Here is a 26,902-nt window from a genome sequence, read left to right on the forward strand (position 1 = left end):
GTCCGGACCGATGCCGGCGGCGGGGCCACCGCTCACGGCTGCACCACGATCTTGCGGCCCTGGCCCGCCTTGAACCGGTCGATCGCCTGCGGGTACTGCTCCAGCGGCAGCCGGTCGCTGATGAACACCGCCGGGTCGAGGACCCCGCTGGCGAAGAGCGCGGCGGCCCGCTCGTAGCTGTGCAGCACCGCCATGGAGCCGGTGATGGTGATCTCCTGGTTGTAGATGCGGTACGGCTCGATGACCGCGGTCGTCGCGTAGTCGGCGACCCCGAACTGCAGGAACGTTCCTCCCTTGGCCACCCGGCCGAGGCCGTCCTGGATGGCTCCGGCGTTGCCGGTGGCATCGATGACGACGTCCCAGCCGCCGGGCCGGTCGAACTCCTCCGCCGTGGCGGCGGAGCGCGAGCAGCCGAGCTGGGCGGCGGTCGCCAGCCGCTCCGGGTTGATGTCCAGGATATCGACTCCGGCGGCGCCGGTGCGCTTGGCGAGCTCCAGCATCATCAGGCCCATGGTGCCGGAGCCGTAGATCAGTACCTCGGCGCCGAGGGTGGAGCTGAGGACGTCATATCCGCGGACCGCGCAGGACAGCGGCTCGATCAGCGCCGCGTCCCGCACGTCGACATGGTCGGGCAGCCGGACACAGTTGGCCACGGGCGCCACGGCGTACTCGGCCGCTCCCCCCGGCTCCGTGACCCCGATGGCCTTCCAGCGGTCGCACAGGTTGCCCCGCCCGGCCCGGCAGTAACGGCACTCGTTGCAGTGCAGTGAGGGATCGACGGCGACCTTGTCACCCACCGACAGTTCGGTGACATCGGAGCCGATGCCCACGATCTCACCGGCGAACTCATGACCTGGCACGATCGGCAGGGTGGGCGCGAACTCGCCCTGGAGAATATGCAGATCGGTGCCGCAGAGTCCGCACGCGGCGACGGCGACAACCACGTCCCGGGGGCCCGGGGTGGGGTCGGGAACCGTCGTGACGGAGACCTTGCCGACGGCTTCGACGATCGCTGCCCTCATTACTTAACAGCTCCAAGAGAAAGGCCCTGGACCAGCTTGTCCTGGGCGGCGAAACCGGCGGCGAGCACCGGCAGGGAAACAACGACGGACGCGGCGCACAGCTGGGCGAGGAAGAGACCCTGGCTGGTCACGAAGCCCGTCAGGAACACGGGGGCGGTCTGAGCCGTCACCCCGGTGAGCACCCGGGCGAAGAGGAGCTCGTTCCAGCTGAAGATGAAGCAGATCAGCGCGGTGGCCGCGATACCGGGCGCGGCCACCGGCGCCACCACCCTGGCCAGGACGGTCGGCAGCCGGGCGCCGTCCACCTGCGCGGCCTCGATGATGGAGACCGGTACGTCCGCGAGGAAGGACTGCATCATCCACACCGCGATCGGCAGATTCATCGAGGTGTAGAGGAGGACGAGCAGCCAGATGTTGTCCAGCATCCCGATGTTCTTCGCGAACAGATACACCGGCAGCAGTCCGGCGACGACGGGCAGCATCTTCGTGGACAGGAAGAAGAACATCACGTCCGTCCACTTCTCCACGCGCTTGATGGAGAGCGCGTACGCCGCCGGGAGGGCGAGCACGAGCACGAACAGCGTGGAGAACAGCGACGCGGTCAGGGAGTTGATCAGGGGCGGCCAGGGGCTCGCCCCGCCTCCGGCGCCGAAGAACACCCGGTAGCTGTCGAGCGTCAGCCCGGCGGCGAGCGACGGCGGGTTGGTCGCCGCGTCCGCCTCCGAGTGGAAGGAGGTGAGCAGCATCCAGAGCGCCGGCAGACAGAAGAGGATGCCGACGATCCAGGCCAGCACGCCCAGTCCGGCGGACCGCCGCCTGGCCCGCCGGGTGGCGGGTGCGTACGGATCGATGCGGGGCCGTGCGGTGGCGGCGGACTTCGGGGTTTCCGTCGCGGAGTGCGTACTCATGCGCGGTTCGCCTCCTCACTGAAGAGGGACGAGACCACCCGTAGGGCGAAGGTCGCGATCACGATCGTGCCGATCACGACGACCACTCCGGCGGCGGAGGCCAGTCCGTACTCGTGAGCCTGGTAGAAGGTCTGGTAGATGGTGTACGGAAGGTTCGCGGTGCCCAGTCCTCCCGAGGTGAGGGTGAAGACCGCGTCGAAGTTCTGCACGATGTAGATCGAGCCGAGCAGGATGCCCAGCTCCAGATAGCGGCGCAGATGCGGCAGGGTGAGGTAGCGGAACGCCTGCCAGCCGGTCGCGCCGTCCAGCTTCGCCGCCTCCGTGATCTCGGCGGGCCTGCTCTGCAGTCCGGCGAGCAGGATGAGCATCATGAACGGCGTCCACTGCCAGATGAGGGAGGCCTCGACCGCCAGCAGCGGCATGTCGGAGATCCAGTCCGGCTGGGCCGGGGCGGAGTCGCCGAACAGTCCGGCGAACCAGGCCCACGCGCCGTTCAGCAGGCCGTACTCGGGGTTGTAGAGCGCGTGCTTCCACAGCAGCGCCGCCGAGACGGGGACCAGCAGGAACGGGGTGATCAGCAGGGTGCGGACAAAGCCACGGCCCATGAACTTACGGTCGAGCAGCAGGGCCAGCAGCAGTCCGAGGACCACGCTGACGATCACGACGCTCGCGGTGAGCAGGACCGTGGTGAACACCGAGTCGCGCAGGCTCGCGTCGCTGAACACGGACCCGTAGTTGGAGAGCCCGGCGAAGGCACGCTCGTCGGGGGCGAGCGAGTTCCAGTCGAAGAGCGAGATCACCAGCGTGGCCACGAAGGGCAGCTGGGTGACGGCGACGAGGAAGACGAGGGCGGGCAGGAGGGGCGCGCGGGTGGCCCAGGCGCGGGCCCGTCCCGAGGCCCCCCGGCCGGCCCGCCGCTGCGGGGAGGGGCGCGACGCGCCGGCCGGGGACAGTGGGGGTGTGCTGACGGAGGTACTCACCGCTGCTCCTCGCCCACCTTCTCGGCGAGCGCCTGCGAGACCTTCAGCGCCTCGGCGACCGACTTCTTGCCCGCGATGGCCGCGCTGATCTCCTGCGAGACCTTGGTGCCCAGGTCGGTGAACTCCGGGATGTCGACGAACTGGATGCCGACGGTCGGGCGGGGCTGGGTGCCCGGGTCACGCGGGTTGGCGCTGGCGATGGCCTGCTTGGTGACGTCGGCGAACGCGGCCGCGTCCTTCAGGTAGTCGGGGTTGGCGTAGGTCGAGGCGCGCTTGCCCGCGGGCACATTGGCCCAGCCGATCTTCTCGCCGACGAGGTTCTCGTACTCCTTGCTGGACGCCCAGGACATGAACTTCCAGGCGCTCTCGGTCTTGGTGGACGCCTTCTGCATGCCCCAGGCCCAGGTGTAGAGCCAGCCGGAGCTTTCCGTCTTGTCGACGGGCGCCGGCACATAGCCGATCTTGCCCTTGACCGGGGAGCCCTTCGCCTCCAGCGATCCGGCGCCGGCGGTGGCGTCGTACCACATGGCGGTCTTGCCCTGCGTCATGTTGTTGAGGCACTCGGCGTAGCCGGACTGCGGCGCGCCCGCCTCACCGTGCTTGCGCACCAGGTCGACATAGAACTGGGTGGCCTTGGTGAACTCCGGGGAGGTGAGCTGGGCCTCCCAGTCCTTGGTGAACCAGGTGCCGCCCATGGTGTTGACGACGGTGGTCAGCGGCGCGATGACCTCGCCCCAGCCGGGCAGCCCGCGCAGACAGATGCCCTTCATGCCCTTCTCCGCGCCGTCCGCCTTGGCGGCGAGATCGGCGACCTCCTGCCAGGTGGGCTTCGGCGGCATCGTCAGGTTCTTCGCGTCGAAGACGTCCTTGCGGTACATGAGGAAGGACGACTCGCCGTAGAAGGGCTGGCCGTAGAGCTTGCCGTCCTCCGCGGTCAGGGACTCCTGGAGGGGCTTGAGTATGTCGCCCTGGTCGAAGGCCTTGTCCTTGGCGGTGTAGTCGTCGAGCGGGTGCAGCCAGCCGTTCTTGGCGTAGAACGGCACCTCGAAGTTGCTGATGGTGGCGACGTCGTACTGACCGGCCTGGTTCGAGAAGTCCTGCGTGATCTTGTCGCGGACGTCGTTCTCCGGCAGGACCGTGAAGTTGACCTTGATTCCGGTCTCCTTCGTGAAGTTGTCCGCGGTCAGCTTCTGCAACTCGACCATCTGCGGGTTGTTCACCATGAGCACGTTGAGGGTGTCATCCCCGCCGGAAGAGGTGCCGCCCGCGCCGCTGCACCCCGCGAGGAGCGCCGCCAGGGCCGCGCCCGCGCCCACACGCACGCTGATTGCACGTCGTCGTTGCTGGAGGGGCATGAGATTCTCCTGATCATTCGATGGTGCGTAAGGGGTTCTGGGGACGTGTCCGCCCCGCCTCCCGGCCTGTCGGGCGGGGGCCATGGGCACACGTGAGGGGGTTGGTGCGGGTTCAGACGCGGATGACCTGCGGTCCGAGGAGGGAGTAGCGCTGCGCCTCCGCAGAGGGCAGCCCCGAGTCCGTGACGATCGATTCGAAGTCGCTGACCTCGGCGAACCGGCAGAAGCTGACCGCGCCGAACTTGGTATGGATGCCGGCGAAGACACGGCGCCGCGCGCTGCGCATCGCCTGGGCCTTCACCTCGCTGACGGCCGGATCGGGGGTGGTCAGGCCGTATTCACGGGAGATGCCGTTGGCTCCGACGTACGCCAGGTCGATGACGAATTCGGAGAGCATCCGGGTGGTCCAGTGGTCGACCGTGGCCATCGTGGAACCGCGCACCCGGCCGCCGAGCAGCAGCACGGCGATCTTCTCCGCGTCGGCGAGTGCGGTCGCCACCGCGAGGGACGCGGTGACCACGGTCAGCGGCCGGTCCCGGGGCAGGGCCTCGGCGACGAGCTGGGGGGTGAAGCCCTCGTCGACGAAGACCGTTTCCGCGTCGCCGAGGAGATCGGCGGCGGCCGCCGCGATCCGTGACTTCTGGGGTACGAGGCGGGTGGTCCGTACCGCGAGAGTCGTCTCGAACCCGGCGCTCTCCACCGGATAGGCGCCGCCATGGGTGCGCCGCACCAGCCCGTGTTCCTCCAGGGCGTGCAGATCGCGCCGGACGGTCTCCTTGGCCACATGAAGCTTCCCGGCCAGTGCGGTGACTTCCACTGACCCGTCACGTCGGGCGATCTCAAGAATTTCTCGTCGGCGCTCGTCGGTGTCCACGACAACACACTTCCCTGCTTGCTGCGGCTCAGCACCCGTTCGGGCTCATGCGTCGTTTGTACAAGCAAGAGACCGGCGGCGACCAGGCTCTTCGCAGCATCGACTGTGCCCGTTCAGGCCCGTTTCGCCAAGGGCATCAGCGCTGATCAAGGCCGTGAACGGGGTCGGTGTTACCCGGATCACTGCCCGATTGAAGCCAGGTCCGTGCCCGTTCGGCGCCCGAGGCGGTACGGACTTTGCCGCCAACCGGAGCCCGTACCCGAGCGCCCGGCCGGGTGCCGGCCATGTGCTGACCGCGTCCCGGCCCGGTCCCGGCCCGGTCCCGGCCCGGTCCCGGCTGTGTCCCGCGCACAGCAGAAATCCGCGGCGGGCCACGGACTGCCGTGGCCCGCCGCGGACTGCCGTGCCGCGCCGACAGCGGGGTGGAGACGGCGCGGCCCGGGCTACGAACTCAGCTGTACACGCCGAACTCGTAGAGCGAGTAGCCCCACGGGGTGCCCCGTACGGACGCGTTGACCCTCACATAGCGGGCGTTGCCGGTGACGTCGTAGTCATCGATCCCGCCATTGCCGTCGGTGACGGTGCGCAGGGTCGTCCAGTCCTGGCCGTTGTCGGAGGTCTGAAGGGTGTAGCCCTTGGCGTACGCGGCCTCCCAGGCGAGCTGCACATGACGGAACGCGGTCTTGGCGCCCAGGTCGACCTGGATCCACTGCCCGTCGCTCCAGTCACTCGCCCACCGGGTGTCGAGCGAGCCGTCCACCGCGTTCCCCGCGGTGCAGGGGCAGCCGGTTCCGGTCGGCTGGAACGTGGAGGCCGTGGCCGGCTTGCCCCTGGCGATGTTGGTCCCGCCGACCGGCGGCGGCACCACCTTGAACGACTTCGTCTCGATGCCGACGTTGCCCTTGCCGTCGGATGCCTTGATGTAGACCTTCCACACGCCGAGCCGCTCGGGGGCGGTCACCTTGAAGGTGCCGTTGCCCTGGTTGGTGAACTGCGCGTCGTTCAACTGACCCGCGTTGTCCAGGTACTTGCTGCCGACGAGCACCTGGTAGGAGAGCGGATCGCCGTCCGGGTCCGCGATCGAGGCACGGATCGTGAACTCCCGGCCGGCCGGGACCGAGGCGGCCCCGTCGACGGTCATCGAGGAGATCACGGGCGGCGTGTTGTCCCGGGAGGTGTCACCGCCGTACGCCTTCTTGACCGCGTAGTACGAGAGCCGCTTCTGTCCCGCGGGCAGCAGGTTGAACCAGACGCCGCCGAAGTCGTACTCCGTGCCGTAGTGGAAGAGCGTCGCCCCGAGCGCCACTCCCCGGTGCCCGGTGACGCAGTCCCAGGCCTTGGTGTAGCCGGCCGCCTTCGCGGTGTCCGCGGGTTCGTCGGGCACTCCGTTGGCGTCGTTCGGCACCTCCCACTCGCCGGCCGGGCCGCCCTCGGTGACGATGTACGGCTTCGTGTAGCCGCCGGACTCCCAGGTCTGCTTGATGTTGCACACATCGCCGTAGGAGTTCACGGCGTACAGATCGAGGTCGGGCGCGTTGCGCTTGTAGTACGGCCAGGCCCCGGTCCACGCGTCGGTCGAGGTCACCGGGTGGTTGGGGTCGACGGCGTGGATCTTCTTCGCGATCTCATTGACGAAGGTGGTGTACGCGTTGCGCTGCTGCTCCAGCGCGTCCCCGCTGTAGCAGTTCTGCAGCCCGAGGACGGACTCGTTGCCGACATTCCACATCAGCACGCCCGGGTGGTCCTTGTAGGTGTCCACCCACTTGGGGAACTCCGCGAGCATGTCGTTCTTGTACGTGGTGTCCGTGAGGTAGTTGACGCAGCCACCGCTGCCGGGACCGCCCCCCGGCTGGAGCCAGAACCCGGCGATCACCTTGACCCGGTTGGCGGCGGCCGCGTCGAAGAGCGGCTTGCTGGTGGCGTCGGTGCCCCAGGTCCGTACGGTATTGGCGCCCATCGACGCGACGTCGGGCATATAGCGCGCGGCATCGGCCACGGCGGGGCCCCAGGTCAGGCCCTTGACCTGGTAGGGCGCTCCGTCGACGGTGAGCTGCCAGTTTCCCTGCGATCCGGTGACCTTGACGACGCTGCCCGCGGCGTGGGCGGCCGGGGCCGGGAGGGCCACGGCGCACGCGGCGAGCAGGGCGGTGACGGCGAGCGGGGCCGCCGCGCGCCGCTTTCTGATGGCTGGTCGGTACATGGGGTGCTGTCCCCTCTGGGGTGGGAGAGCGCTCTCCCTCATGGGCGCGGAGCACCCACGAGGGAGAGCGCGACGGTCAGGGCAGTTCGTAGTTCGCGTTGAGCGCGGCGCCGGCCTCGGGATGGGCCTGGTCGTACCCGCGGGCGTCACACTGGAGACCCTCGATGACGCAGTGCTGCGTCAGGGCCCTCAGCGTGGCGTCGTCCCAGGCGTTGAAGAAGTCGTAGTGGAAGGAGTGGCCGGTTCCGCTGGCCAGCCTGACCTGCGACATATCGCCGTTGACGGGCCAGGCCATCTTGAACTCGATCATCGGCAGGGCCACCGGGTGCGAGGTGGGGCAGACGTCCTGGTTGGCGCCCTGGGCGGTCGGATAGGCCATATGGCTCTGGTGATTGGGCGTGTCCAGGTACTTGCCGTCCCAGCAACTGGGTGCCTGGAAGCGCAGGTTGAGCTGCACGTCCTGGGCGGTCGGGCAGCTCGCCGGGAATTCGGTGTTGTTGTACGACTCGCCGCACTCCCAGCCCTCCACCCAGCCCGGGTGGTTACGGAACTGTTCGGCGGTCTGCATCGGGTTGCCGACCACGAAGCGCAGCCCCTTGGGGAACGGCCGTACGCTCCGGTAGTCGGTGACGCCCGACTTGTAGTAGATGGTCTGCGGGCCGACCGGGCGGATCTCCTGAGCGCCCTTGTAGAGGGTCGGCATCCAGTACGCGGACTTGTCACCGGGCGCCTTGCACGCGGTGCCGCCGCCGCTCAGCGAAGCCGTGGTGCTCGCCGCATCGGTCGTGGTGTTGCCCATGAAGGTGTGGTTGTGCGACGCGCCGGGCTGGCCCGGGAAGACGATCGGGTCGTCCGGCCTGGCGTGCGAGACCGTGCAGTTCGCCTGGAACTCGTGGAAGTAACGGTGCGGCGGAATCTCGGCGGACGGCACCACCCCGGTCACGGGCGGATTCGCCGGAATGTATCCGTCCCCGTCGGGATCGTCGCCGGACGGTACGGGGACGGCCGGGGCCATCTTGTGCCCGGCGTGGGCTGCCTTCGCCGCCGCGGCCGGGTGTTCGGCCGCGCGCGCGGTGGCGGTGGTGGCGTCCGGGATCGCGGTGAGCCCGAAGGCCACCAGGGCCAGGGCGGTGGCGACGAGCAACGCGGACACCAGGGCGGTTCTGCGGAATCTATCGGCCATGCGGACCTCCATGCCGCTCTTCGTCCGCACACGTCGGGTGTGCGGTGGGGGGGAGAGTGGAGCTGGATGGTGCACCGCGGAGAGCCGTACCCGTGTTCGGCGAGAAGCCGGAATCCTGTGGGAGAGCGCTCTCCAAAGCGGTGCCAGTGTTACGCCGCCGCTGAGAGAGTGTCAATACTTCGTGAACGATCCCCGGTCCGCGCGCTGTTGCCGCCGGCCCGGCAACAGCGGTCCCGGCGGTGCATCCGGCCCACACCCCCTCGCGTTCGTAGGGTGAACACGGCACGATGCGACAGGCCCGGAAATGCGGAACCCTCCGGGCGGCTTGACGATTGACGAACGGCCGTGTCCGGCAGTACGTATCCCTACGGGCGGGCGCGGCACATCCGACGGACATCCAGGAGCACACGCATGAGTGGTACTGCCCAGATCGGCGTCACGGGGCTTGCGGTGATGGGCCGCAACCTCGCCCGGAACTTCGCTCGCAACGGCCTCACCGTCGCCGTGCACAACCGCACCGCGTCGAAGACCCGTGCGCTGGTGGACGAGTTCGGCGACGAGGGCACCTTTGTCGCCGCGGAGTCCGCGGCGGACTTCGTCGCGGCGCTGGAGCGCCCGCGCCGTCTCATCATCATGGTGAAGGCCGGCGATCCGACGGACGCCGTGATCCAGGAGTTCGCCCCGCTGCTGGAGAAGGGCGACGTCATCATCGACGGCGGCAACGCCCACTTCGCCGACACCCGCCGCCGCGAGAAGGAGCTGCGCGAGCGCGGTATCCACTTCGTCGGCGTCGGCATCTCGGGCGGCGAGGAGGGCGCGCTGCACGGTCCCAGCATCATGCCGGGCGGCTCCGCAGAGTCGTACGCGTCGCTCGGCCCGCTGCTGGAGAAGATCGCCGCGAAGGCGCCCGACGGAGCGCCCACCGTCGCCCATATCGGTCCGGACGGCGCGGGCCACTTCGTGAAGATGGTCCACAACGGCATCGAGTACGCCGACATGCAGCTGATCGCCGAGGCGTACCACCTGCTGCGGTCCGTCGCGGGCTACTCCCCCGCCCGGATCGCGGAGACCTTCAGGACCTGGAACACCGGCCGGCTCGACTCGTACCTGATCGACATCACGGCGGAGGTGCTCGCCCACACGGACGAGGCGACCGGCAAGCCGTTCGTGGACATCGTCACCGACCAGGCCGAGCAGAAGGGCACCGGACGCTGGACCGTACAGATCGCCCTCGATCTGGGCGTGCCGGTCTCCGGCATCGCCGAGGCGGTCTTCGCGCGCTCCCTGTCGGGGCACGCGGCGCTGCGTGAGGCGTCCCGCTCACTGGCGGGCCCGGCGGCGGCGCCGCTGGACGAGACCGAGGCGGCGCGCTTCGCCGACCAGGTCGAGCAGGCGCTGTACGCGTCCAAGATCGTCTCGTACACCCAGGGCTTCCACCAGATCCAGGCGGGCAGTGAGGAGTACGGCTGGGACATCGACCTCGGTTCGGTCGCCGCGATCTGGCGGGCGGGCTGCATCATCCGTGCCGCGTTCCTCGACCGGATCCGCGAGGCGTACGACACGCAGCGCGACCTGCCGAGTCTGCTGTCCGACAAGCAGTTCGCCGAGGAGATCGGCGCGGCGCAGGACGACTGGCGCGCGGTGATCGCCGCCGCGGTGCACCAGGGTGTCCCGACGCCGGGCTTCTCCGCGGCGCTCGCGTACTACGACGCGCTGCGCGCGGAGCGGCTGCCCGCCGCGCTCACCCAGGCGCAGCGCGACTTCTTCGGCGCGCACACCTACCGGCGCACCGACCGTGAGGGCTCGTTCCATACCCTGTGGGGCGGCGACCGTTCCGAGGTCCCGGCCGGCTGATCAGCCGAGCGGCCCGGGTGCGGGCTCCGGCTCCGGTACGGGGTCGGGGCCCGGCGGGCTGGGAATCGGGTCCGGCGTGGGCACCGGCGAGGGGCGCGGCGGGGGCGCCGGGGTCGGCGGCGGCGAGGGAACGGGCGCCGGTCCCGGCAGCGGGCCCGGCTCCGGTCCTGGCGGGCCGGGGGTCGGCGTGGGCGAGGGCGGTACGGGGTCGGGGTAAGGGCTGGTCATGCCTGACCTCCAGTAGTGCGGGAGTCGTGCGTTCCCAATGTCTCGTGGTGCGCCTGCCCACGCGCGCCGGGTCCACTCATGATCCGCGGGGCCTCCGTCAGGGTGCTCCGCGGGGCCGCCCGTCAAGCCCCGGCGGCGGCCGCGGCGGCGTGCAGCCCGAGGCGCGGGCTGGAGAGCACCGGCGTGTCGTTGGTGGTGCGCCGCGCCGCGTCGGCCATCGAGGCCTGGGCCAGCACGATCACATCCGCCGCCGTGACGCTGTCGACGGCGGCGGCGACCGCGTCCAGATAGCCGTCGCGGTCACCGGCCTCGAAGCGTGCCCAGGCGTCCTCCACCACCAGCGTACGCAGATCCACAGGGCGCCCCGCCGCCTCCTCGCGGATCAGCTCGGCCGTCGATTCCAGTGTGCTCTCCAGCGCGGCGACCACCACGACCCGGCCGGCCGAGGCCGCCGCGCGCGCCATCGGCCGGTCGACGCGCAGCACCGGCACGCCGAGGGCCTCGCCGGCCCTTTCCGCCACCCCGCCGATCGTGGAGCAGGTGCAGAGCACGGCGCTCGCCCCCGCGGCGACGGCGGCGGCGAGCGCCGCTTCGACATCGGCCGCCACGGCCTGGGGCCCCTCGGCCACAACCCGGGCGAGGAGGTCCTCGTGGACCAGATGCCGCAGGACGAGCCCCGGATGGCCGGCGTCCCGCAGCGCGTCGAAGACCGGTACATGGACCGGGGAGGTGTGCAGCAGCGCAAGCATGATCGCCATGCTAACGACCTGGTGCACGATAGCCAGTGGATCAGCGAGCGGCGTCTTGCGGCTTCGCATCCAAGGCGGAGGAGGGAGGCGACGCGGAGCGTCGTCGACTGACGACAACGCCGGAGGCGGAGTCGCAGGGCGTCGGGAGCCCGCTGGCTATCGTGCACCAGGTCGTAAGAGCCCGACAGGCTCTGAGGGCTGTTGTGCCACGGGCGCGTTTCACCGGCGCGGTGGGCCGGCCTTCAGCTGTTCCTCCGCGGCCCTGACCGCACCGGCCGGGGCCGCGGGGGCCTCGTCAGGATGGCGGCGCGCCCATCCGGACGCGTACGGGCACAGCGGTACGACCGGCACGCCCTCGCGCCCGGCCATCGCGTAGAACTCCCGTACCAGCGCGCCCGCGATGCCCTTTCCCTCATGGCCCTCCTCCACCACGGTGTGCACGGCGACCAGTGCGGCGGGGGTGGCGTCCAGGGTGAAGTAGACGATGAGGCCGACGACCTGGCCGTCCTCGTACGCCTCCAGGCGGCCCTTCGGCCGGTTGTCGCGGATATCGATGTCCGCCATGACGGCTGCCTCCCTGCCGCGCCGTCAGTTCGCGCCCTCGTCGGCGGCCGCCTCCAGCGCCTTGGCCCGCTTGTGGATGATCACCGCGGCCGCGGCCGCGCTCGTCACGAAGGCGGCCGGAACCATCCAGTTCTGGTCGAGACGGTGACAGGTGGCGTGGTCGAGCGAGTAGCGTCCGGCCCCCATGAGACCGATGCACGCCGCGGTCCAGCCGAGGAAGCCCGGATGCTCCAGGCCGCCCGCCGCGTTGAAGAACCCGTTGGGGACATGGACCGAGACCGCCCCCGCCATGCCGCCCGCCGCCGCGGCCCCGGCCGCCGGGGTGGCCAGGCCGAGGGCCAGCAGCAGCCCGCCGCCGGTCTCGGCCAGCCCGGAGGCGACGGCGCTCGGCCTGCCGGGCCGGAAGCCCATGGCCTCCATGCCCTGACCGGTCCCGTTGATCCCGGCGCCGCCGAACCAGCCGAACAGTTTCTGGGTGCCGTGCGCCGCGAGCACCGCTCCGGCGCCGAGCCGCAGGGCGAGCAGGCCGAGGTCATGCCGGTTCTGACGGGTCATGGCGGGCTCCGGGTGTCGGGGAGGTGTGGACGTACGACTCCACTCTCTGCGGCGCGGCGCGCGGGGGGTCAGCGTTGCTGGGCCGTACGGGTCAGACGGGGCGCGGGGTCCGTGCGATACATTTTGCGGCGCCTTTGCCTCGATCGGCTTCAGCCACCTTCAGCCACCTTCTGCCGCGGAGACGGACTACTCAATGAGCGACATAGTCAATGGACTTGGCCGGGCCGGTGCCTACGGGGCACTCGGTGTGGTCCTGCTGATCCTCGGCATCGTCCTGGTGGACATGCTGACGCCCGGAAAGCTCGGCAAGCAGATCTGGGAGGAGCGCAACCGCAACGCCGCGATCCTCCTCAGCTCGGCCCTGCTGGGAATCGGCGGCATCGTGTTCACGTCGATCTGGACGACGTACGACGACTTCGGCAAGGGGCTCGCGTCGACCGCCCTGTTCGGCCTGCTGGGCCTGGTGATGATGGCGGTGGCGTTCCTGGTGGTCGATCTCGTCACGCCGGGGAAGCTGGGAGCGACGCTGGTGGAGCCGGAGCCGCATCCGGCGGTGTGGGTGACGGCGTCCTGCAACATCGCGGTCTCCGCGATCATCTCGGCGTCCATCGCCTGACCCCCGGGATTCCCCGGCGAGCGGGCCCGCCCCCTCTTTCGTCACCTTGACGATAACGAGCACCCTCGATAGCGTCTCCTTGACGAGAAGAGGGGGTCCTTTCCATGGCCGACATCACCCGGCGCCTCGGCCGGCGCCATCTGCGCTCCGCGCCCACCGCCCACATCCGCCACCACCGGCGCGGCCGGCTCGTCCATGACGGTCCCGGGCTGAGCTTCTGGTTCCGGGCGCTGACCGCGGCGCTCTCCGAGATCCCGGTGGACGACCGCGAGTTGGCGATGGCCTTCCACGCGCGTACGTCGGACTTCCAGGACGTCACCGTGCAGGCCACCGTGACGTACCGGATCAGCGAACCCGCCACCGCCGCCGCCCGCCTGGACTTCTCCATCGACCCGGACACCGGCGTCTGGCGCGGCGCCCCGCTGGAGCAGATCTCCACCCTGCTCACCGAGACCGCCCAGCAGCACGCGCTCGACGTACTGGCCCGTACCTCCCTCTCGGAAACCCTGGCGGACGGCGTGGCGTCGGTACGGGAGCGGATCTCCGGCGGTCTGGCGGCGGAACCGCGGCTGCCCGCCACCGGGATCGAGGTGGTGGCGGCCCGGGTCGTCGCCATCCGCCCGGAGCCCGAGGTGGAGCGCGCGCTGCGCACCCCCACGCGGGAGCAGATCCAGCAGGAGGCGGACCGGGCCACCTATGAGCGCCGCGCCGTGGCCGTGGAGCGCGAGCGCGCCATCGCGGAGAACGAACTCGCCAGCAAGATCGAACTGGCCCGCAGGGAGGAGCGGCTGGTCGAGCAGCAGGGCGCCAACGCCCGTCGCGAGGCCGAGGAGAGCGCGGCGGCGGACGCCATACGTGCCGAGGCCGAGGCGCTGCGTACCGTACGGCTGGCCAAGGCGCAGGCCGAGGCCGCGCGGGAGACCGGCGAGGCGCGGGCCGGCGCCCAGTCCGCCTGGCTGCGGGTCCACGGCGATGCGGACGCCGCCACGCTGCACGCGCTGGCCGCCACCCGGCTCGCCGAGAACCTGCCGCGCATCGACAGCGTCACCCTCTCCCCCGATGTCCTCACCGGCCTGCTGGCCAAGCTCGGCGGGGCGGGCGGGGAGCGGCGGTGAGCCTCGCGCCGCGCGCGGTGCTGGTGCACCGCACCAGTGAGTACGAGGAGCTGCTCACCCGGCACGGCACCCACGGCCAGGCCGCCTTCTTCCTCTCCTCGCGCGGCCGGTCCATCGAGGAAGTGGCGGAGCGTCACCACCGGGCGCGGAAGGCGCTCGCCGAGGTGGCGGCCGCCGTGCCCTTGCAGTGGCGGCAGGCCCGGGTGGAGCGGGCGGACCTGGACCGGTTCCTGTTCGCCCCCGAGGATGTGGTGATCGTGGTGGGCCAGGACGGACTGGTCGCCAACGCCGCCAAGTATCTGTCGGGCCAGCCGGTGGTCGGGATCGACACGGACCCGGGCCGCAACCCGGGTGTGCTGGTGCGCCATCGGGCGGCCGACGCGGCCGGACTGCTGCGGGCGGCGGCTGCCCGCGCCGGCTCCGTCGACGAGCTGACCATGGTGGAGGCGGTCGCCGACGACAGCGAGCGGCTGCTCGCGCTCAACGAGATCTATCTCGGCCGGCCGGGCCACCAGACCGCCCGCTACCGCCTCGGCCCTGACGACGGGACGGCTCCCGGCGAGGCCCAGGCATCGTCCGGCGTGCTGGTCGGCACCGGCACGGGCGCCACGGGCTGGCTGCGCTCGCTGCGGCGGGAACGCGGCAGCGCCCTGCCGCTTCCCGGTCCCACCGACAACCGGCTGATCTGGTACGTCAGGGAGGCCTGGCCCTCCCCTGCCACCGGCACCTCGCTGGTGGAAGGGGTGCTGGCCGACACGGAACGGCTGCGGCTCACCGTCGAGTCCGACCGGCTGGTGGCCTTCGGCGACGGCATGGAGAGCGACGCGCTGGAACTGACATGGGGTCAGACGGTCCGGCTGGGCAGATCCGCGACGTCGCTGCGGCTGCTCGGCTGAGAGCCTGTCGGGTGACCTTCGATACGCCTCTTCGGCGGGTCACCGACAAGGGGGCGAGGGCGCGGGCCTCCGCCCCCAGGCCAGGTCAGCGGGTTAGCGGGTTAGCGGGCGGGGGTCAGCGGTCGCAGCGCAGGCTCGGAATGCTGACGGCGTCCCCCATGACCTTCATGCCCGCGTCGTTCGGGTGCAGATGGTCCCCGCTGTCGTACGCGGGCAGGATCTTCGCCGGGGCGGCCGGGTCCTTGACGGCCGCATCGAAGTCCACGACCCCGTCGAACGCGCCGCTCCGGATAAAGGAGTTGACCGCCTGGCGGACCGCTTCGCCGCCCTCGTTCCACTCCTGCCAGCCCTGGTACGGCATGACGGTCGCCCCGACCACACAGGCGCCGGCGGCATGCGTCCGCTCGATGATCTGCCGGTATCCGTCGATCAGCTGGGCAGCCGTGGGCGCGGGGTTGGCCTTGATGTCGTTGACCCCTTCGAGCAGGATCACCGTGCGCAGACCCCGCTGCGACAGGACGTCCCGGTCCAGCCGCTTCAGCGCGCTCTGCCCGGCGCCGTCGGAGAGGACCTTGTTGCCGGAGATCCCTTCGTTGGCGACACCCTTGAGGGTGGTACCGGCGTCGCTCCGCAGCCGGCCCGCGAGGAAGTCGGGCCAGCGGCGGTTGGCGTCCCCGGTGGAGATGGAGCCGTCGGTGATCGAGTCCCCGAGAGCCACGACGGCGCCGGTGCCGGCCGGGGCGTCGACCACCACCGCGTCCAGGTAGTAACGGGAGCCCGTCTGCTGGGTGTAGGACGTGGCGGCCTCCTCCGCGGCGTGGTTGCCGGCGGGCGCGATGTACGAGGTCTGGAGCCCCTGCCGGTGGCCGGTGGCCGTGCCGGCCGCGTTCTGTACGTAGACGCTGATGGCCAGATCGGACTGCGGGCCCACGGTGCCGCGCAGCGGGTCGCTGTAGACGGATCCGCCCGGCGGGACGGTCACCGACGGAGCGCCGCCGAAGGACAGCGCGCGGTTGCTGCCGGGCACCAGGGCGGCGCCGGAGGACCGTACACCCGCGTAGGCGCGGCCGAAGGTCACCGGCTGCTCGCCGAAGGCGTTGGACAGCCGGATCCGCAGCCCGCTGCCGCCGGCGCTGGTGTGCACGACGATCCGGTGGGTCCGCGCGGGGACGGCCGTGTCCAGCCGGTCGGCGCTGGCGGCCCAGGTGACGACGGGGGTGGTGGCGGCCGGCGCGTGGGCGGTGGCCGGTACGGAGGCGGTGGTACGGGCGAAGGACGCGGTCGGGACCGCGAGGACGGTGCCGAGAGCGAGGGCGAGGACGGCGGCCGCGCGCCAGGCGCGGGGTAACTCCGGTCTGTTCATTGCGGGTTGGTCCCTCTCCAGTAATGGTCGTGCTCATGTCAGTAATGGCACGCACAGAAAGCGCTACCGGTTCGACTTTCGAACGGATTTCGGACGGTCCCGATACCCCGGGGGCGTTCCGGTTGGCCGGGGCCCACGGTGGGAATTCATGGGGACCGATGGCCCTCGACGAAGAGACCGGCCCCCCTCCTCCCGGACGGACGCCGTTCGACACCCTGTTCTGCGCGCTGCTGCCCAGGCTGTACCGCAGGGCCGTGATGCTGTCCGGGGCGCGCCAGTCGGCGGAGGACGCGGTCCATGAGACGTATCTGAAGCTGGTGGCCGGCCCGGAACGGCTGCTGGCCCACCCGGAGCCGTACGCCTACGCCTTCGCGGCGCTGCTGAGCGCCGTACGCGACGCGCGCAGGAAGGAGATACGGCAGGTGCCGACCGAGGACCCCGGCGCGGCACAGGCTCACGGCTGGGACGGCGGACTGGCGCGGCGGCAGAGCGAGTGGGAAGCGCTGCGGCTGCTGAGCCGGCTGTCGGCGCGGCAGGCCGGAGTGGTGATCCTGGTGGATCTCGACGGCTACACCATCGACCAGGCCGCGAAGATCATGAAGGTGCACCGGGGTACGGCCGCCCGGCACCGCGCCCGCGCGCTGGAGAAACTGCGCACCCTGGCTGCCGAGGGCCAGGACGCCCGGGAGGGCCGGAACATCCGGGACGGAGAGCGCCATGAGCAGGCCTGACGACGACCCCGTGGCCGCGGCCCTGCGCGAACGGCTGCGGGCCGCCGAGGAGGAGATAGGTCTCCCGCACGGCCTGTGGGAGCGCGTCCGCTCCCCCGCGTCGGCGCCCCGCAGGGCGGACCGGCTTCCGCACCCCGTCCTGGCCGCCGTGCTGGCGGCGGCGTCAGTGGCCGCGGTCGCCCTCGGGGCGTGGTGGCCGACGAGCTCAGGTGCCGGCCGGCCGGCACCTGAGCTCGCGCCGCCCGCCGACAGCGCGGGAACGGCCATCAGCGTGTACCACGCGGTCCGCGGCTGCCGTGGACCGCGCACGACGGAGTGCGCGCTGCGCTTGGCGGTGGATCCGTACGCGCGCTACGCGGCGCAGGGCAACCGGGTCACGCCGGTCTGGCACGACGACCGGCTGACGGCACGCTGTGCGATCGATGACGGCACCAGGACCGAGGACGAGTCGGGCATCTCCTCGACCCGCTGGTATCTGGTGCGGACCCCCCAGGGCCGGCACGGCTGGCTGCCGGGGGTCCGCACCCGCGACGCGCCGGACGTGCCGGAGTGCCTCACCGACTGAGCCCATGTGACGCAGGTCACTCCGGAAGGTGTCATACGGGGAGGGTCCGCCGATCGTGTAGTGCGTGTACGGCGGGCCCCGCACGGGCCGCCTCATGAACACACGGCGTGTGCCGCGTACCCCCACGCACGGCACGCGCCGTGTCCCCACGCCGGAGGAGGCGCGGGGGCCGTCGCGATCACCTGTGTGCATCCATCCCAGGAGGGCACCCGACCTCTTGTCGCGCCAACCGGCAGGACACGGCCGCCATCCACGCGGTCGGCGCAACCGGCGCAGCCGGCGCAGTCAGCGAAGGAGACTCGGGTGAAGAAGAAGCAGAAACTCACGCTCGCCTACCGGCCGGTCGGGTTCGTGCTCGGCTGGACGGGCGGAGCGCTGGCGGGGCTGGCGTTCCAGACGACATGGAAGGCCCTGCGGCACGAGGACAACGCCCCGGACGCCCTCGACCGCGACCGTGGCTGGGGCGAAGTCCTGCTGGCGGCCGCCGTCCAGGGCGCCATCTTCGCGGTCGTGCGCAGCGCCGTGGACCGGTCGGGCGCCAAGGCCATCGAGCGTGCGACCGGCACCTGGCCGAGTGACAATAGTGGGGGCAGGGACTAGCGCGTGGTTGAGGAGTAGCGCCGCGGCGGCTGCCTCACGGAGGAGGCGCATGGTGACGAGAACCGGCAACCAGGAGACCGTACGGGAACTGCTCGACACCCACGGCCGTACGTACGCGGCGGAAGCACACATCCGTCTGCGCGACACTCCCCAGCCGCTCTACCAGACACTGGTGCTGGCCTGTCTGCTGAGTGCGCGGATCCGCAGCGACACCGCGGTGGCGACCTCGCGTGCGCTCACGGACTCCGGGCTGGACAGTGCCCGGCGGATGGCGGACGCCGGCTGGCAGGAGCGCGTGGACGCGCTGGGCCGGGGCGGCTACCGCCGTTACGACGAACGGACCGCGACCCAGCTCGGCGAGGGGGCCGAGCTGCTTCTCGACGAGTACGGCGGCGATCTGCGGCGGCTGCGTGACGCGGCGGGCACGGATATCGACGCCCTGCGCCGACTGCTGCGAGAGGTGCCCGGACTCGGTCCCGTCGGTGTGGACATCTTCCTGCGCGAGGCGCAGGCCGTCTGGCCGGAGCTCGCGCCGTATCTGGACGAGAAGGCGCTCCAAGGGGCACATCGCCTGGGGCTGCCCGACCACCCCGAGGCACTGGCACGCCTGGCCGGCGACGCCGACCCGGCGGTGTTCGCCTCCGCGCTGGTGCGAGTCGCCCTGGAGAAGAAGAAGACGGTATCGGCGGGGGCCTGAGGCACACGCAAAGGCACACGCAAGCCACCGATCCGTCGGCGGTCCGTCGATGATGACGACACTCGGTCCGGTGGCGCGCGCGTGCGGGACAACGACGTCAGACGACGACGTCAACTGTGCGGCGTATCAGCTCTGCGGGGGACGCTTGTCCGACGGCGGCTCGTTCCCGAGCTGCTCATTCATCTTCTTCTGGGCGGCGTCCGTCTGGCCGCTGTACTTGTTCTGCGTCTTCTGGTCGAACGCGTCGCCGCCCTTGTCCACCCCCTTGCGTGCCGTGTCCTCATGCCCCTTGATGAGGCCCTTCAGCTTGTCGAGCATCGACATGTTCGGCTCCTCGCTCGAAACGTATTCCCTCCCACCATCGCCGCTGACCAGCGATCCCGCATCCGCAGCGGATACGGTCCGCTCACTCACCCGCAGTGATGCCGAGGGGCGGAGCCGGTTGCCCTCAGCCCATCTCGCGGCCGGCGGGCGGCCAGGACGGGGCGGTCGCGGCGAGCGCGACGTCGATCTCCCGCACCGTGTCCGGGTTGTAGAACTCGGCCACCTGACGCACCAGCAGGAGACCTTCGATCACGGCCGGTTCGAGCGGACGGTCCATGCGGCTGACACCGGTGGGGAGATTGCCGAGATAGCGGGCGCCGCGAAGTTTCCACGACGCCTTCGTGTCCAGACCGGCGGTGGCGAAGCCGAGGGCCGAGGCCATGGTGACGGCGGCCTCGGTCGCCCCCGAGGCCAGCAGGGACAGGCCCGCCTGGTGCTCGCCCGTCCCGCCGGTGACGGTGTGCAGCCGGCAGGCGTCCTCGGCCCCCTTGAGGAGCTGCTGCGCCTGCTCCAGCACGAGCACCGCCCAGGCCAGCTGTGCGACATCCACAGACGGGGGCTGCGTGGCGGGCTGCTTCTGCATCACGGGCTCCCTGAGATCGGCTGACACCGAGACTAGAGAGCCCACGGTCCCCGGCGGGAGCCGTTTCCGCCAGAGCCACTCGAACGAGGTAGCGGACCCGCGTGAAGTGAGGGCTCAGGGCGCGGCGTTGAGCAGGTCGAGGGCGCTCTGCTGGCGAGCCGCGTCCGCCTTGTCGAGCGGTCCGTTCCAGCGCAGTCCGTACTGATCGAGCGGATTGCGGTCCCTGGCGTACGCGGCGTCGGCCTGCCTCGTCAGATACGCCGTGTAGGGATGATCGGAGAGCGCGGCGTTGAGCGCGCCCAGACCGCGTACGTGCGCGCCTTTGAAGGACGGTCCGTCGGCTCCGCAGTCCCCGCTCTCGCACGGGTCACGCAGGATGCCGTCGGCGGTGTTCAGCGAGGACGTGGTGGTGGCCGCGTCGGCGATCTGCCGTGCGGCGGTGAGGAGTTGTCCTTCCCCGGTGGCGCGGTGCAGTTCGGTGAGCGCGCCGAGCAGCACGCCCTGGTTGTACGACCAGACGGTGCCGCCGTTGTTGCGGCAGGTGCCCAGATCGATGCCGTCGTTCACAAGGTGCGAGCCGTTGACCATGCCGGTGCCCTGGAACCAGGACCATCCGGCACGCGCTCTGCCCAGATACGCCGTGTCTCCCGCGACGCGGTTGTGCAGCGCCGCGTTGAGCTGGATGTAGAGGGAGTTGGCGATGGCGTTCTTGTACGTCCTCGCGGTGCTCCACCACACGCCGCCGCCGCAGGTACCGTCCCAGTAGGCGGCCATGTGGTCGGCGTCCGCACGGGCAGTGTTCAGATACCGGCTGTCGCCGGTGGCGTCGTACGCGGCGACCCAGGCCAGCCCCCACCAGCCGGTGTCGTCGATGTAGTCGTTGCGGAACTGGCCGGCCTGGGCGTTCAGTTGACGGTCGTACGTGTTGGCGATGGCGTACCGGTAACTGGGCATGCCCGAGACCCGGATGTTGTCGATGACGGCGGTGAGCGCGTTGGCGGAGTTCCACCAGCCGGTGGTGTCGAACAGGCCGGTGCCGTTGTTGTAGAACTGCATCTGCGCGGTGGCGGCGGCCTTGCGCCGGTCGCCCGCGTTCCAGGTCGTACGCGCCCAGGGCGTGCAGGCGATCTCCGTACGGTCGCCGGCCTTGCCGCAGGCCCGCAGGGCGCCGACGCCGTGGTTGTTCCAGTCGTCGACGTTGTACATGAGGGTGCGCCAGCCGCGCTGTCCTGCGGGCACGGTGGTGGCGCCGAGGCGGCTGCCGGAGCTCCAGGTGCGCCCGCCGTCGAAGGACCGGTCCAGCCACACCTCGTCGCCGGGGCTGCCGTCGCCGAGCGAGGCCCAGCCCATCGCGTCCTGGTCGTCGAAGTGGAGGGTGATGGAGCGCGAGAAGAGCGCCGCGGAGACGGGGGCGCGGTCCTGCGGCGCGAGCGCGGGGTCACGGGCGTCGCAGTACGTGTTGCAGATGGCGGCGGTGGGGGCGGCGACGGCCTGGGGGTCCGCCGCGGCGAGAGTACCGACGGCGAGCGGGGTGACGGCGAGCGTGGTGACGACCGGCGCCACCAGGCGGCGCATCCGAGCTGACATCGTTGTCCACATGAGCGGCTCCGGGGTCGGACGACATGAGCGAGGACAGGGGGTACCGAGAGCGCTCCCAGAACGTATGACCGTGACGCGCTCACGTCAATCAGTCCGGCCGCGGCCCCAACAAGGCGTTCGCACAGCACCCTTGACGGGAACACGTCGACCTGTATGGTCTAGGCCAAGTGGTAGAGACCTTTCCCGGATGCAACGTCATTTCCGCTGCGCACGGAAGGGAATCCACCGCCGACCTTCGCGCCTCTTGGCCCCCACACTCGAGAGGCCGACCTGCCGTATCCGGGTTCCCCACAACCCGGAATCGCGCAGGAAGACCTGATGTGAAGGAGTACTTCATGCATGCCAAAAGGAAGCTGGCCGCTGCCCTCGGCGCCGTTGTCGCGCCGGTTCTCGCCATAAGCCTCCCCGCGAGTTCCGCCAGCGCCCACGGATATATCTCCTCGCCCCCCAGCAGGCAGGCCCAGTGCGCCGCGGGAACGGTCAGCTGCGGCGATATCACCTACGAACCGCAGAGCGTGGAAGGGCCCAAGGGGCTCACCAGCTGCAGCGGCGGAAACTCACGGTTCGCCGAGCTGGACGACGACTCCAAGGGCTGGACCGTGACGCCCGTGGGCAGCACCACGTCATTCCAGTGGAAGCTGACCGCGCAGCACGCCACCAGCACCTGGCAGTACTTCGCCGGCGGGCAGCAGATCGCCGAATTCAACGACAACGGAGCGAAGCCGGGAGCGACCGTCACCCACCAGGTGAACTTCGGCGGCCTGTCGGGTCATCAGAAGGTCCTGGCGGTCTGGAATGTCGCGGACACCACGAACGCCTTCTACGCCTGCATCGACGTGAACGTCGGCGGCTGAGGTCCTCCGGACCCGACTCACTCAGGGTGAGCCCCTGACACCTCAGGCGGGGGCTCACCCGTACGAGCCACAGCTCGCCGCACCCTCTCGCCGCACCCTCTCGCGCCACCAGCTCGCCCCACCCCCCACCAGGCCGCCTGCCGGTGCACACACGCGTGCCTGAAATCCCCCCACACACCTGCCTGGGCCGCCGCGCGTACGGCGGCCGGATCCAAGGAGTGAGTCACCGTGCGTCAGCGCATCCTCGGACTGCTTACCGCGACCGCCTCGGCCGCCGCGTTCTCCCTGCTGTCTCTCGCGCCGTCCTCCGCGGCGCAGTCGGCCCCGGCGGCCGATTTCGTCGTCAGCGAGGCCCAGTTCAACCAGATGTTCCCGAACCGGAACTCGTTCTACACCTACGGCGGTCTGACTGCCGCCCTGAGCGCCTATCCGGGCTTCTCCGGCACGGGAAGTGACACCGTACGGAAGCAGGAAGCCGCCGCGTTCCTCGCGAATGTCAGCCACGAGACCGGCGGCCTCGTCCATGTGGTCGAACAGAACACAGCGAATTACCCGCACTATTGCGACTCGTCCCAGCCCTATGGCTGCCCGGCGGGCCAGGACAAGTACTACGGGCGTGGCCCGATCCAGCTCAGCTGGAACTTCAACTACAAGTCCGCGGGCGACGCACTGGGCATCGATCTGCTGAACAACCCCGATCTCGTGCAGAACGATTCCGCCGTGGCCTGGAAGACCGGCCTCTGGTACTGGAACACCCAGAACGGTCCGGGAACCATGACACCGCACAACGCCATGGTGAACGGCGTGGGATTCGGCGAGACCATTCGCAGCATCAACGGAAGCCTCGAATGCAACGGCGGAAACCCCGCGCAGGTGCAGAGCAGGATCGACAGCTACAAGGGCTTCGCACAGATCCTCGGAGTCGACCCGGGCGCCAACCTGAGTTGCTGAAGCAGACACCGTAATCACCGGCGGGGCGGTACCGACGGCTCACCGGCCGTCGGTACCGCCCCGCCGTCGAACCCGGGGCTTCCGCCCGGGGATCAGGGCGAGCTCACGTACAGCTCGTCGGGCATATCGGGTGAGACGCCGCGTGCGGCCAGGGCGTCGAGGTAGTCGCGGCGTATCCGCGGGTCCTCGTCCTCGTACGGAAGCAGGCTGCCGCCTTCCCGCACGCTGACGAGCACTCCGGGACGGCCGTCCACGATCGGATTACCGGCCCGGCGGATACCCGTCGGGTGTTTCACCCCGCCGCGGAAGGCCAGTTGCCGGGCGGTCCCCGATCCGGTGTTGAAGTGCTGGTGGAACCACTTGCTCGGCGGGCTGTAGACGGAGCCCTCTCCCCACTCCACCCGCACCACCCGGTCGCCGTTGCCCGCCAGATACGGCCGGCTGCCCGCCTCCTGGGGCCAGATGAGTACATACCCGCTCGACCGCAGGCCGTAGAGAATGGCCCCGCCCAGATGGTGATGGGCCTTGTGATAGCGCCCCACCGGCCAGGAGGTGATGTGCGCGGCGACGGTGTTGCCCGCCATCTCGAAGACGGTCGCGTCCACGCCGCTGCCCTTGACGCCCAGGGAGTCCAGCGCGATCCGGTGGATGTCGGCGATGAAGTTGGTCTCGGCGACGCCGCCGAAGTAGTTCTGGTAGCGCTCGCTGGTCGAGTAGTACGCGTCGCCGGGCGAGAACCGGTCGGTGAAGCGGTAGTCGTTGGCGAAGATGAAGTCCTCGTTGTGGAACAGGTCCATCACCATGGGCGCGTCGTTGACAGCCATGTACACGACGGGCTCGGACCCGGTGTTGTGCAGGACGTAGGAGCAGTTGAGCGGAATGGCGAAGAAGCTGCCCCGCGCCCACTCGAAGGTGGTCCTGCGCGAGTCGCCCGGCAGCCAGACGTCGGCCGCGCCGCGCCCGGACAGGACGGTGATGAACTGCTGGTGCAGGTGCTGCTGGCGGTCCAGCGACCGGCGGGCGGCGATCTCACCGATGTGCATACCGGTGAAGCCCTCCATGCCGTGCAGATGGACGAAGGCCGCCTTGCCGCCGGTGCGTGCCCAGTCGGCGCGCTCCAGCGTGCGGACGTCGGCGATGCCGTAGCCGCGATGGACCGGCAGGCCTTCCTTCCGCATCCAGCTGTCGTAGAACGTTTCCCGGGCCCGGCCGGACGATGCCATCAGTCATTCCTTTCTCTGGACAGGACTCAGGAATAGAACTCCTCCATACGCGACGCGATGCCGTTCTCGGCGCACGCGTCGCGGTACATTCGCCGGACCACCGGGTCCTCGTCCTCGTAGTCGATCTGGTCGCCGCCCAGCCGGGTGCTGACCGTGGACATGGGCAGCCCGGTCGCCGGATCACGGCGTGCGTTGAGATGGCGCAGGGCGAGGTAACGGGCCGGTGTGGCGCCGGTGTTGAAGTGCTGGTGGAAGGTCTCACCCGGTGGGATGACGAGTGAGCCCTCGGACCAGTCGTAGCGGGTGACCGGCTCGCCCTCCTTCCACATCAGGCTGTATCCGGTCCCGCTGAGGATCACCACATGGGCGCCGGGCGAATGCCGGTGGGCTTTCTTGTACGTCCCGACCGGGAACTCCGACACATGCGCCATCATCGTGTTCCTGGCCAGTTTGAACTGGACGTTCGTGCCGCCGGCGCCGCGTTCGCGGTAGTCCACGAGCTGGAAGCCGCGCACGTCGGGGACGAAGTTGGTCTCCCACAGCCGGCCGGTCAGCGTGCCCTCGCCGCTGAAGTAGCCGGCTGCCCCGGAGAAACGCGAGGGGAAGTCGTACGGGCAGTTGAAGAGGAACTCGGCTTCGTCGAACAGATTGATCAGCACCGGCGCGTTGGTCACCGCGAGCAGGGTCGCCGGCTGTTCACCGCTGCTGTTGAAGTGCTGGTAGCGCACGTTCAGCGGGATGGCGAACAGCGAGCCCCGCTCCCACTCGAAGCTCTGCGGCACCGAGTCAGGACCCCATACCGTCGTACTTCCCCGCCCGGAGAGCACGTAGATCATCAGCTCGTGCAGATGACGCACCGGGTGAAGGCTCTCCCCCGCCGGGATCCGGCTCAGATAGCAGTCGTTGCTGCGGTCGCTGTCGTCGTGGGTGATGAAACAGCCGTAGCCGCCCGTCCGTGCCCAGGGTTTGAGGGCGACCGCCCGCAGATCGGGGATGTGGAAGCCAGGGATGATGTCGATGCCCTGGCCGCGGGACCACCGCGCGTACGCGGTCGGTGGTGTGGCGGACGGCTGCGCTGTCATGAATTCCTCCAAGGATGCGACCGGAACACCGTCGGACGGCCGGACTACTGCGGACCGAGCAGGTCGACCAGCATCTTCTGCAGCCGCTTCACGTCCTTCGTCAGTACGTCCCAGCCGTAGCTGTCGTAGTACTCGCTGCCCGCCTCGGGGACGGTCGCGCCCAGTTCGGCCGGCGCCGGCACGTCGGCGCGGGTGCTGGGAACCTGGAGGGCGTTCATCCACACGGAGTTGCCGTCCTTGCAGACCAGCCAGTTGACCAGCAGACTGGCGGCGTCCGGGTGCGGAGCCTTGTTGTCGATGGCCAGCAGGCTGGAGCCGCCGGTCGCCACCGGCGGAGCGCCGGTCAGCTTGAGCTGCTTCAGCGGCAGCCCCTCGGCGAGCGCCTCTTCGGTCTCCGCGTTCTGCAGGGACAGGCCGAAGGCGTATTTGCCCCGGGCGATGTCGTCCAGCTCCTGGCGCTGGTCGGTCAGCAGGGTCGGCTTCTGGTCGACGTAGAGGGACTTGACGAAGTCCTCGCCGTAAGCCTGCGCGAAGGTGCCGACGTCGTAGATGGCTCCGCCGTTGGAACGCGGGTCGTCGACGACGATCTTGCCCTTCCACTTCGGATCGAGCATGTCCTCGAAGGTGGTCAGATCGCCGTCCTTCACCAGGTCGGTGTTGACGACGACGCCGGAGTCGACGTAGTTCGACAGCTGAAGGATCATCTCCTTCTCCGGATCGACCCACTTGGGCGCGCCGTCGCGCCAGTTGTCCGCGGTCAGCAACGCCGGGTCGAGCACGTCCTTGAGGGAGCCGATCCACCCCTCGCCGTAGTAGGTGCTCGTCATGGTGTTGCCACCACCGCCGAAGACGTCATGGGTGAAGATGCCGGCCTTGCGCTCGGACTGGAGCTTGGCCGCGATGTCGCTGTTGCGGCCGCCGACGTAGGTGACCTTGACGCCGTAGGTCTGCTCGAACGCCTTCGGCACGTCGGTACGCACACTGCCGTCCGGCGTACCCGTCATGACTACCTCCCCGTCGTTCTTGGCCCGTTGGGCGAGGGCGCCGTCGGGGTCCGGACACCCCGCCGAGACGGTCTTGCCGCCGGCGCTGCCGGAAGCGGTGCCGGCGGCGGGAGCGGTGGACGGGCTCTCCCCGCAGGCGCTGAGGAGCAGTACCACGGCCGCCGGGAGGATGAATCTGGCCTTCGTCGTCATTGACATTGCCTTCACCTGTTTTCGGTGCGAATGAG

At 70.1% G+C, this 26,902-nt stretch carries 28 protein-coding genes; 10 read left to right on the forward strand and 18 right to left on the reverse strand.

The genetic code is table 11. The annotated features are described in order from the left end of the window. Nucleotides 1-32 precede the first annotated feature (32 nt). From ACZ6MZ_RS24840 to ACZ6MZ_RS24870, 7 genes are all read right to left on the reverse strand, one after another. Nucleotides 33-1,022: a zinc-dependent alcohol dehydrogenase family protein gene (locus ACZ6MZ_RS24840; protein WP_384190831.1), complete on the reverse strand. Its 990-nt coding sequence runs from the start codon at nt 1,020-1,022 to the stop codon at nt 33-35. After that, on the reverse strand, nt 1,022-1,930 hold the full coding sequence (locus tag ACZ6MZ_RS24845; protein ID WP_384190834.1) for a carbohydrate ABC transporter permease: 909 nt from the start codon (nt 1,928-1,930) through the stop codon (nt 1,022-1,024). The genes ACZ6MZ_RS24840 and ACZ6MZ_RS24845 overlap by 1 nt, the downstream gene beginning before the upstream one ends. Continuing rightward, a complete protein-coding gene (locus tag ACZ6MZ_RS24850) occupies nt 1,927-2,910 on the reverse strand; it encodes a carbohydrate ABC transporter permease (RefSeq protein ID WP_384190836.1) in 984 nt (327 codons plus the stop codon). The genes ACZ6MZ_RS24845 and ACZ6MZ_RS24850 overlap by 4 nt, the downstream gene beginning before the upstream one ends. Further along, nucleotides 2,907-4,265, reverse strand: a complete 1,359-nt coding sequence (locus ACZ6MZ_RS24855; protein WP_389790990.1) for an ABC transporter substrate-binding protein — start codon at nt 4,263-4,265, stop codon at nt 2,907-2,909. The genes ACZ6MZ_RS24850 and ACZ6MZ_RS24855 overlap by 4 nt, the downstream gene beginning before the upstream one ends. Before the next feature lie 112 nt (nt 4,266-4,377). Beyond that, on the reverse strand, nt 4,378-5,139 hold the full coding sequence (locus tag ACZ6MZ_RS24860) for a DeoR/GlpR family DNA-binding transcription regulator (protein ID WP_384190842.1): 762 nt from the start codon (nt 5,137-5,139) through the stop codon (nt 4,378-4,380). Between the two features lie 451 nt (nt 5,140-5,590). Further along, nucleotides 5,591-7,339, reverse strand: a complete 1,749-nt coding sequence (locus tag ACZ6MZ_RS24865) for a galactose-binding domain-containing protein (protein ID WP_384333626.1) — start codon at nt 7,337-7,339, stop codon at nt 5,591-5,593. A 76-nt stretch (nt 7,340-7,415) separates the two neighbouring features. Then, nucleotides 7,416-8,522: a DUF1996 domain-containing protein gene (locus ACZ6MZ_RS24870; RefSeq protein ID WP_384184239.1), complete on the reverse strand. Its 1,107-nt coding sequence runs from the start codon at nt 8,520-8,522 to the stop codon at nt 7,416-7,418. Nucleotides 8,523-8,933: 411 nt separating this feature from the next. Between ACZ6MZ_RS24870 and gndA the strand changes: the two genes are divergently transcribed. Next, on the forward strand, nt 8,934-10,376 hold the full coding sequence (gene gndA, locus ACZ6MZ_RS24875; RefSeq protein WP_469354356.1) for an NADP-dependent phosphogluconate dehydrogenase: 1,443 nt from the start codon (nt 8,934-8,936) through the stop codon (nt 10,374-10,376). On the opposite strand, the gene ACZ6MZ_RS24880 is transcribed toward gndA, so the two are convergent. From ACZ6MZ_RS24880 to ACZ6MZ_RS24895, 4 genes are all read right to left on the reverse strand, one after another. Then, nucleotides 10,377-10,604: a hypothetical protein gene (locus ACZ6MZ_RS24880; protein ID WP_384184245.1), complete on the reverse strand. Its 228-nt coding sequence runs from the start codon at nt 10,602-10,604 to the stop codon at nt 10,377-10,379. Nucleotides 10,605-10,726: 122 nt separating this feature from the next. Then, complete coding sequence (locus ACZ6MZ_RS24885; RefSeq protein ID WP_469354414.1) at nt 10,727-11,353, reverse strand: aspartate/glutamate racemase family protein; 627 nt, start codon at nt 11,351-11,353, stop codon at nt 10,727-10,729. Nucleotides 11,354-11,572: 219 nt separating this feature from the next. Continuing rightward, nucleotides 11,573-11,917, reverse strand: coding sequence for a GNAT family N-acetyltransferase (locus ACZ6MZ_RS24890; protein WP_389672345.1), 345 nt, complete (start codon nt 11,915-11,917; stop codon nt 11,573-11,575). Nucleotides 11,918-11,941: 24 nt separating this feature from the next. Continuing rightward, nucleotides 11,942-12,472 (reverse strand): DoxX family protein, encoded by a 531-nt coding sequence (locus tag ACZ6MZ_RS24895; RefSeq protein WP_389792853.1) that lies wholly within the window; start codon nt 12,470-12,472, stop codon nt 11,942-11,944. 193 nt (nt 12,473-12,665) lie between these two features. Here ACZ6MZ_RS24895 and ACZ6MZ_RS24900 point away from each other — a divergent pair, with 193 nt between their 5' ends. The 3 genes from ACZ6MZ_RS24900 to ACZ6MZ_RS24910 all read left to right on the forward strand — a co-directional run bounded on the left by ACZ6MZ_RS24900 (nt 12,666) and on the right by ACZ6MZ_RS24910 (nt 15,099). Further along, nucleotides 12,666-13,088 (forward strand): DUF350 domain-containing protein, encoded by a 423-nt coding sequence (locus tag ACZ6MZ_RS24900; RefSeq protein ID WP_384184253.1) that lies wholly within the window; start codon nt 12,666-12,668, stop codon nt 13,086-13,088. Nucleotides 13,089-13,192: 104 nt separating this feature from the next. Continuing rightward, nucleotides 13,193-14,203: an SPFH domain-containing protein gene (locus ACZ6MZ_RS24905; protein ID WP_384184256.1), complete on the forward strand. Its 1,011-nt coding sequence runs from the start codon at nt 13,193-13,195 to the stop codon at nt 14,201-14,203. Next, complete coding sequence (locus tag ACZ6MZ_RS24910; protein ID WP_469354359.1) at nt 14,200-15,099, forward strand: NAD(+)/NADH kinase; 900 nt, start codon at nt 14,200-14,202, stop codon at nt 15,097-15,099. The genes ACZ6MZ_RS24905 and ACZ6MZ_RS24910 overlap by 4 nt, the downstream gene beginning before the upstream one ends. A 115-nt stretch (nt 15,100-15,214) precedes the next feature. Here ACZ6MZ_RS24910 and ACZ6MZ_RS24915 read toward each other — a convergent pair whose 3' ends face one another. Beyond that, a complete protein-coding gene (locus ACZ6MZ_RS24915) occupies nt 15,215-16,462 on the reverse strand; it encodes an SGNH/GDSL hydrolase family protein (RefSeq protein WP_389792849.1) in 1,248 nt (415 codons plus the stop codon). A 158-nt stretch (nt 16,463-16,620) separates the two neighbouring features. On the opposite strand from ACZ6MZ_RS24915, the gene ACZ6MZ_RS24920 reads away from it, so the two are divergent. From ACZ6MZ_RS24920 to ACZ6MZ_RS24935, 4 genes are all read left to right on the forward strand, one after another. After that, nucleotides 16,621-17,193: an RNA polymerase sigma factor gene (locus ACZ6MZ_RS24920; protein WP_384184265.1), complete on the forward strand. Its 573-nt coding sequence runs from the start codon at nt 16,621-16,623 to the stop codon at nt 17,191-17,193. Then, nucleotides 17,180-17,758 (forward strand): hypothetical protein, encoded by a 579-nt coding sequence (locus ACZ6MZ_RS24925; protein WP_389672339.1) that lies wholly within the window; start codon nt 17,180-17,182, stop codon nt 17,756-17,758. Before ACZ6MZ_RS24920 ends, ACZ6MZ_RS24925 begins: the two co-directional genes overlap by 14 nt. Nucleotides 17,759-18,061: 303 nt before the next feature. After that, nucleotides 18,062-18,358, forward strand: coding sequence for a DUF4235 domain-containing protein (locus ACZ6MZ_RS24930; protein ID WP_384184269.1), 297 nt, complete (start codon nt 18,062-18,064; stop codon nt 18,356-18,358). Between the two features lie 49 nt (nt 18,359-18,407). Continuing rightward, a complete protein-coding gene (locus ACZ6MZ_RS24935) occupies nt 18,408-19,055 on the forward strand; it encodes an endonuclease (protein ID WP_389792846.1) in 648 nt (215 codons plus the stop codon). Between the two features lie 126 nt (nt 19,056-19,181). Here the strand turns inward: ACZ6MZ_RS24935 and ACZ6MZ_RS24940 are convergent, their stop codons facing one another. The 3 genes from ACZ6MZ_RS24940 to ACZ6MZ_RS24950 form a co-directional block, all read right to left on the reverse strand. Beyond that, nucleotides 19,182-19,379, reverse strand: a complete 198-nt coding sequence (locus ACZ6MZ_RS24940) for an antitoxin (protein ID WP_384184274.1) — start codon at nt 19,377-19,379, stop codon at nt 19,182-19,184. Nucleotides 19,380-19,503: 124 nt separating this feature from the next. After that, nucleotides 19,504-19,962, reverse strand: a complete 459-nt coding sequence (locus tag ACZ6MZ_RS24945; protein ID WP_389672335.1) for a hypothetical protein — start codon at nt 19,960-19,962, stop codon at nt 19,504-19,506. Between the two features lie 114 nt (nt 19,963-20,076). Continuing rightward, nucleotides 20,077-21,549 carry a glycoside hydrolase family 76 protein gene (locus ACZ6MZ_RS24950; protein ID WP_469354362.1) on the reverse strand — a complete coding sequence of 491 codons (1,473 nt, stop codon included), beginning with the start codon at nt 21,547-21,549 and terminating at the stop codon, nt 20,077-20,079. 347 nt (nt 21,550-21,896) lie between these two features. Between ACZ6MZ_RS24950 and ACZ6MZ_RS24955 the strand changes: the two genes are divergently transcribed. Both ACZ6MZ_RS24955 and ACZ6MZ_RS24960 read left to right on the forward strand, forming a co-directional pair. Then, nucleotides 21,897-22,415: a lytic polysaccharide monooxygenase auxiliary activity family 9 protein gene (locus tag ACZ6MZ_RS24955; protein WP_469354364.1), complete on the forward strand. Its 519-nt coding sequence runs from the start codon at nt 21,897-21,899 to the stop codon at nt 22,413-22,415. A 228-nt stretch (nt 22,416-22,643) separates the two neighbouring features. Then, complete coding sequence (locus ACZ6MZ_RS24960) at nt 22,644-23,366, forward strand: chitinase (protein ID WP_469354366.1); 723 nt, start codon at nt 22,644-22,646, stop codon at nt 23,364-23,366. A 92-nt stretch (nt 23,367-23,458) separates the two neighbouring features. On the opposite strand, the gene ACZ6MZ_RS24965 is transcribed toward ACZ6MZ_RS24960, so the two are convergent. From ACZ6MZ_RS24965 to ACZ6MZ_RS24975, 3 genes are read right to left on the reverse strand one after another with little or no spacing between them, the layout of a single operon-like run. After that, nucleotides 23,459-24,589, reverse strand: a complete 1,131-nt coding sequence (locus ACZ6MZ_RS24965) for a hypothetical protein (RefSeq protein ID WP_384184287.1) — start codon at nt 24,587-24,589, stop codon at nt 23,459-23,461. A 26-nt stretch (nt 24,590-24,615) separates the two neighbouring features. Then, nucleotides 24,616-25,671 (reverse strand): cupin domain-containing protein, encoded by a 1,056-nt coding sequence (locus ACZ6MZ_RS24970; RefSeq protein ID WP_384184290.1) that lies wholly within the window; start codon nt 25,669-25,671, stop codon nt 24,616-24,618. 44 nt (nt 25,672-25,715) lie between these two features. After that, nucleotides 25,716-26,873: an extracellular solute-binding protein gene (locus ACZ6MZ_RS24975; RefSeq protein WP_469354369.1), complete on the reverse strand. Its 1,158-nt coding sequence runs from the start codon at nt 26,871-26,873 to the stop codon at nt 25,716-25,718. Nucleotides 26,874-26,902: the final 29 nt, after the last annotated feature.

It is taken from the genome of Streptomyces sp. NPDC042201 (genome assembly GCF_055582185.1).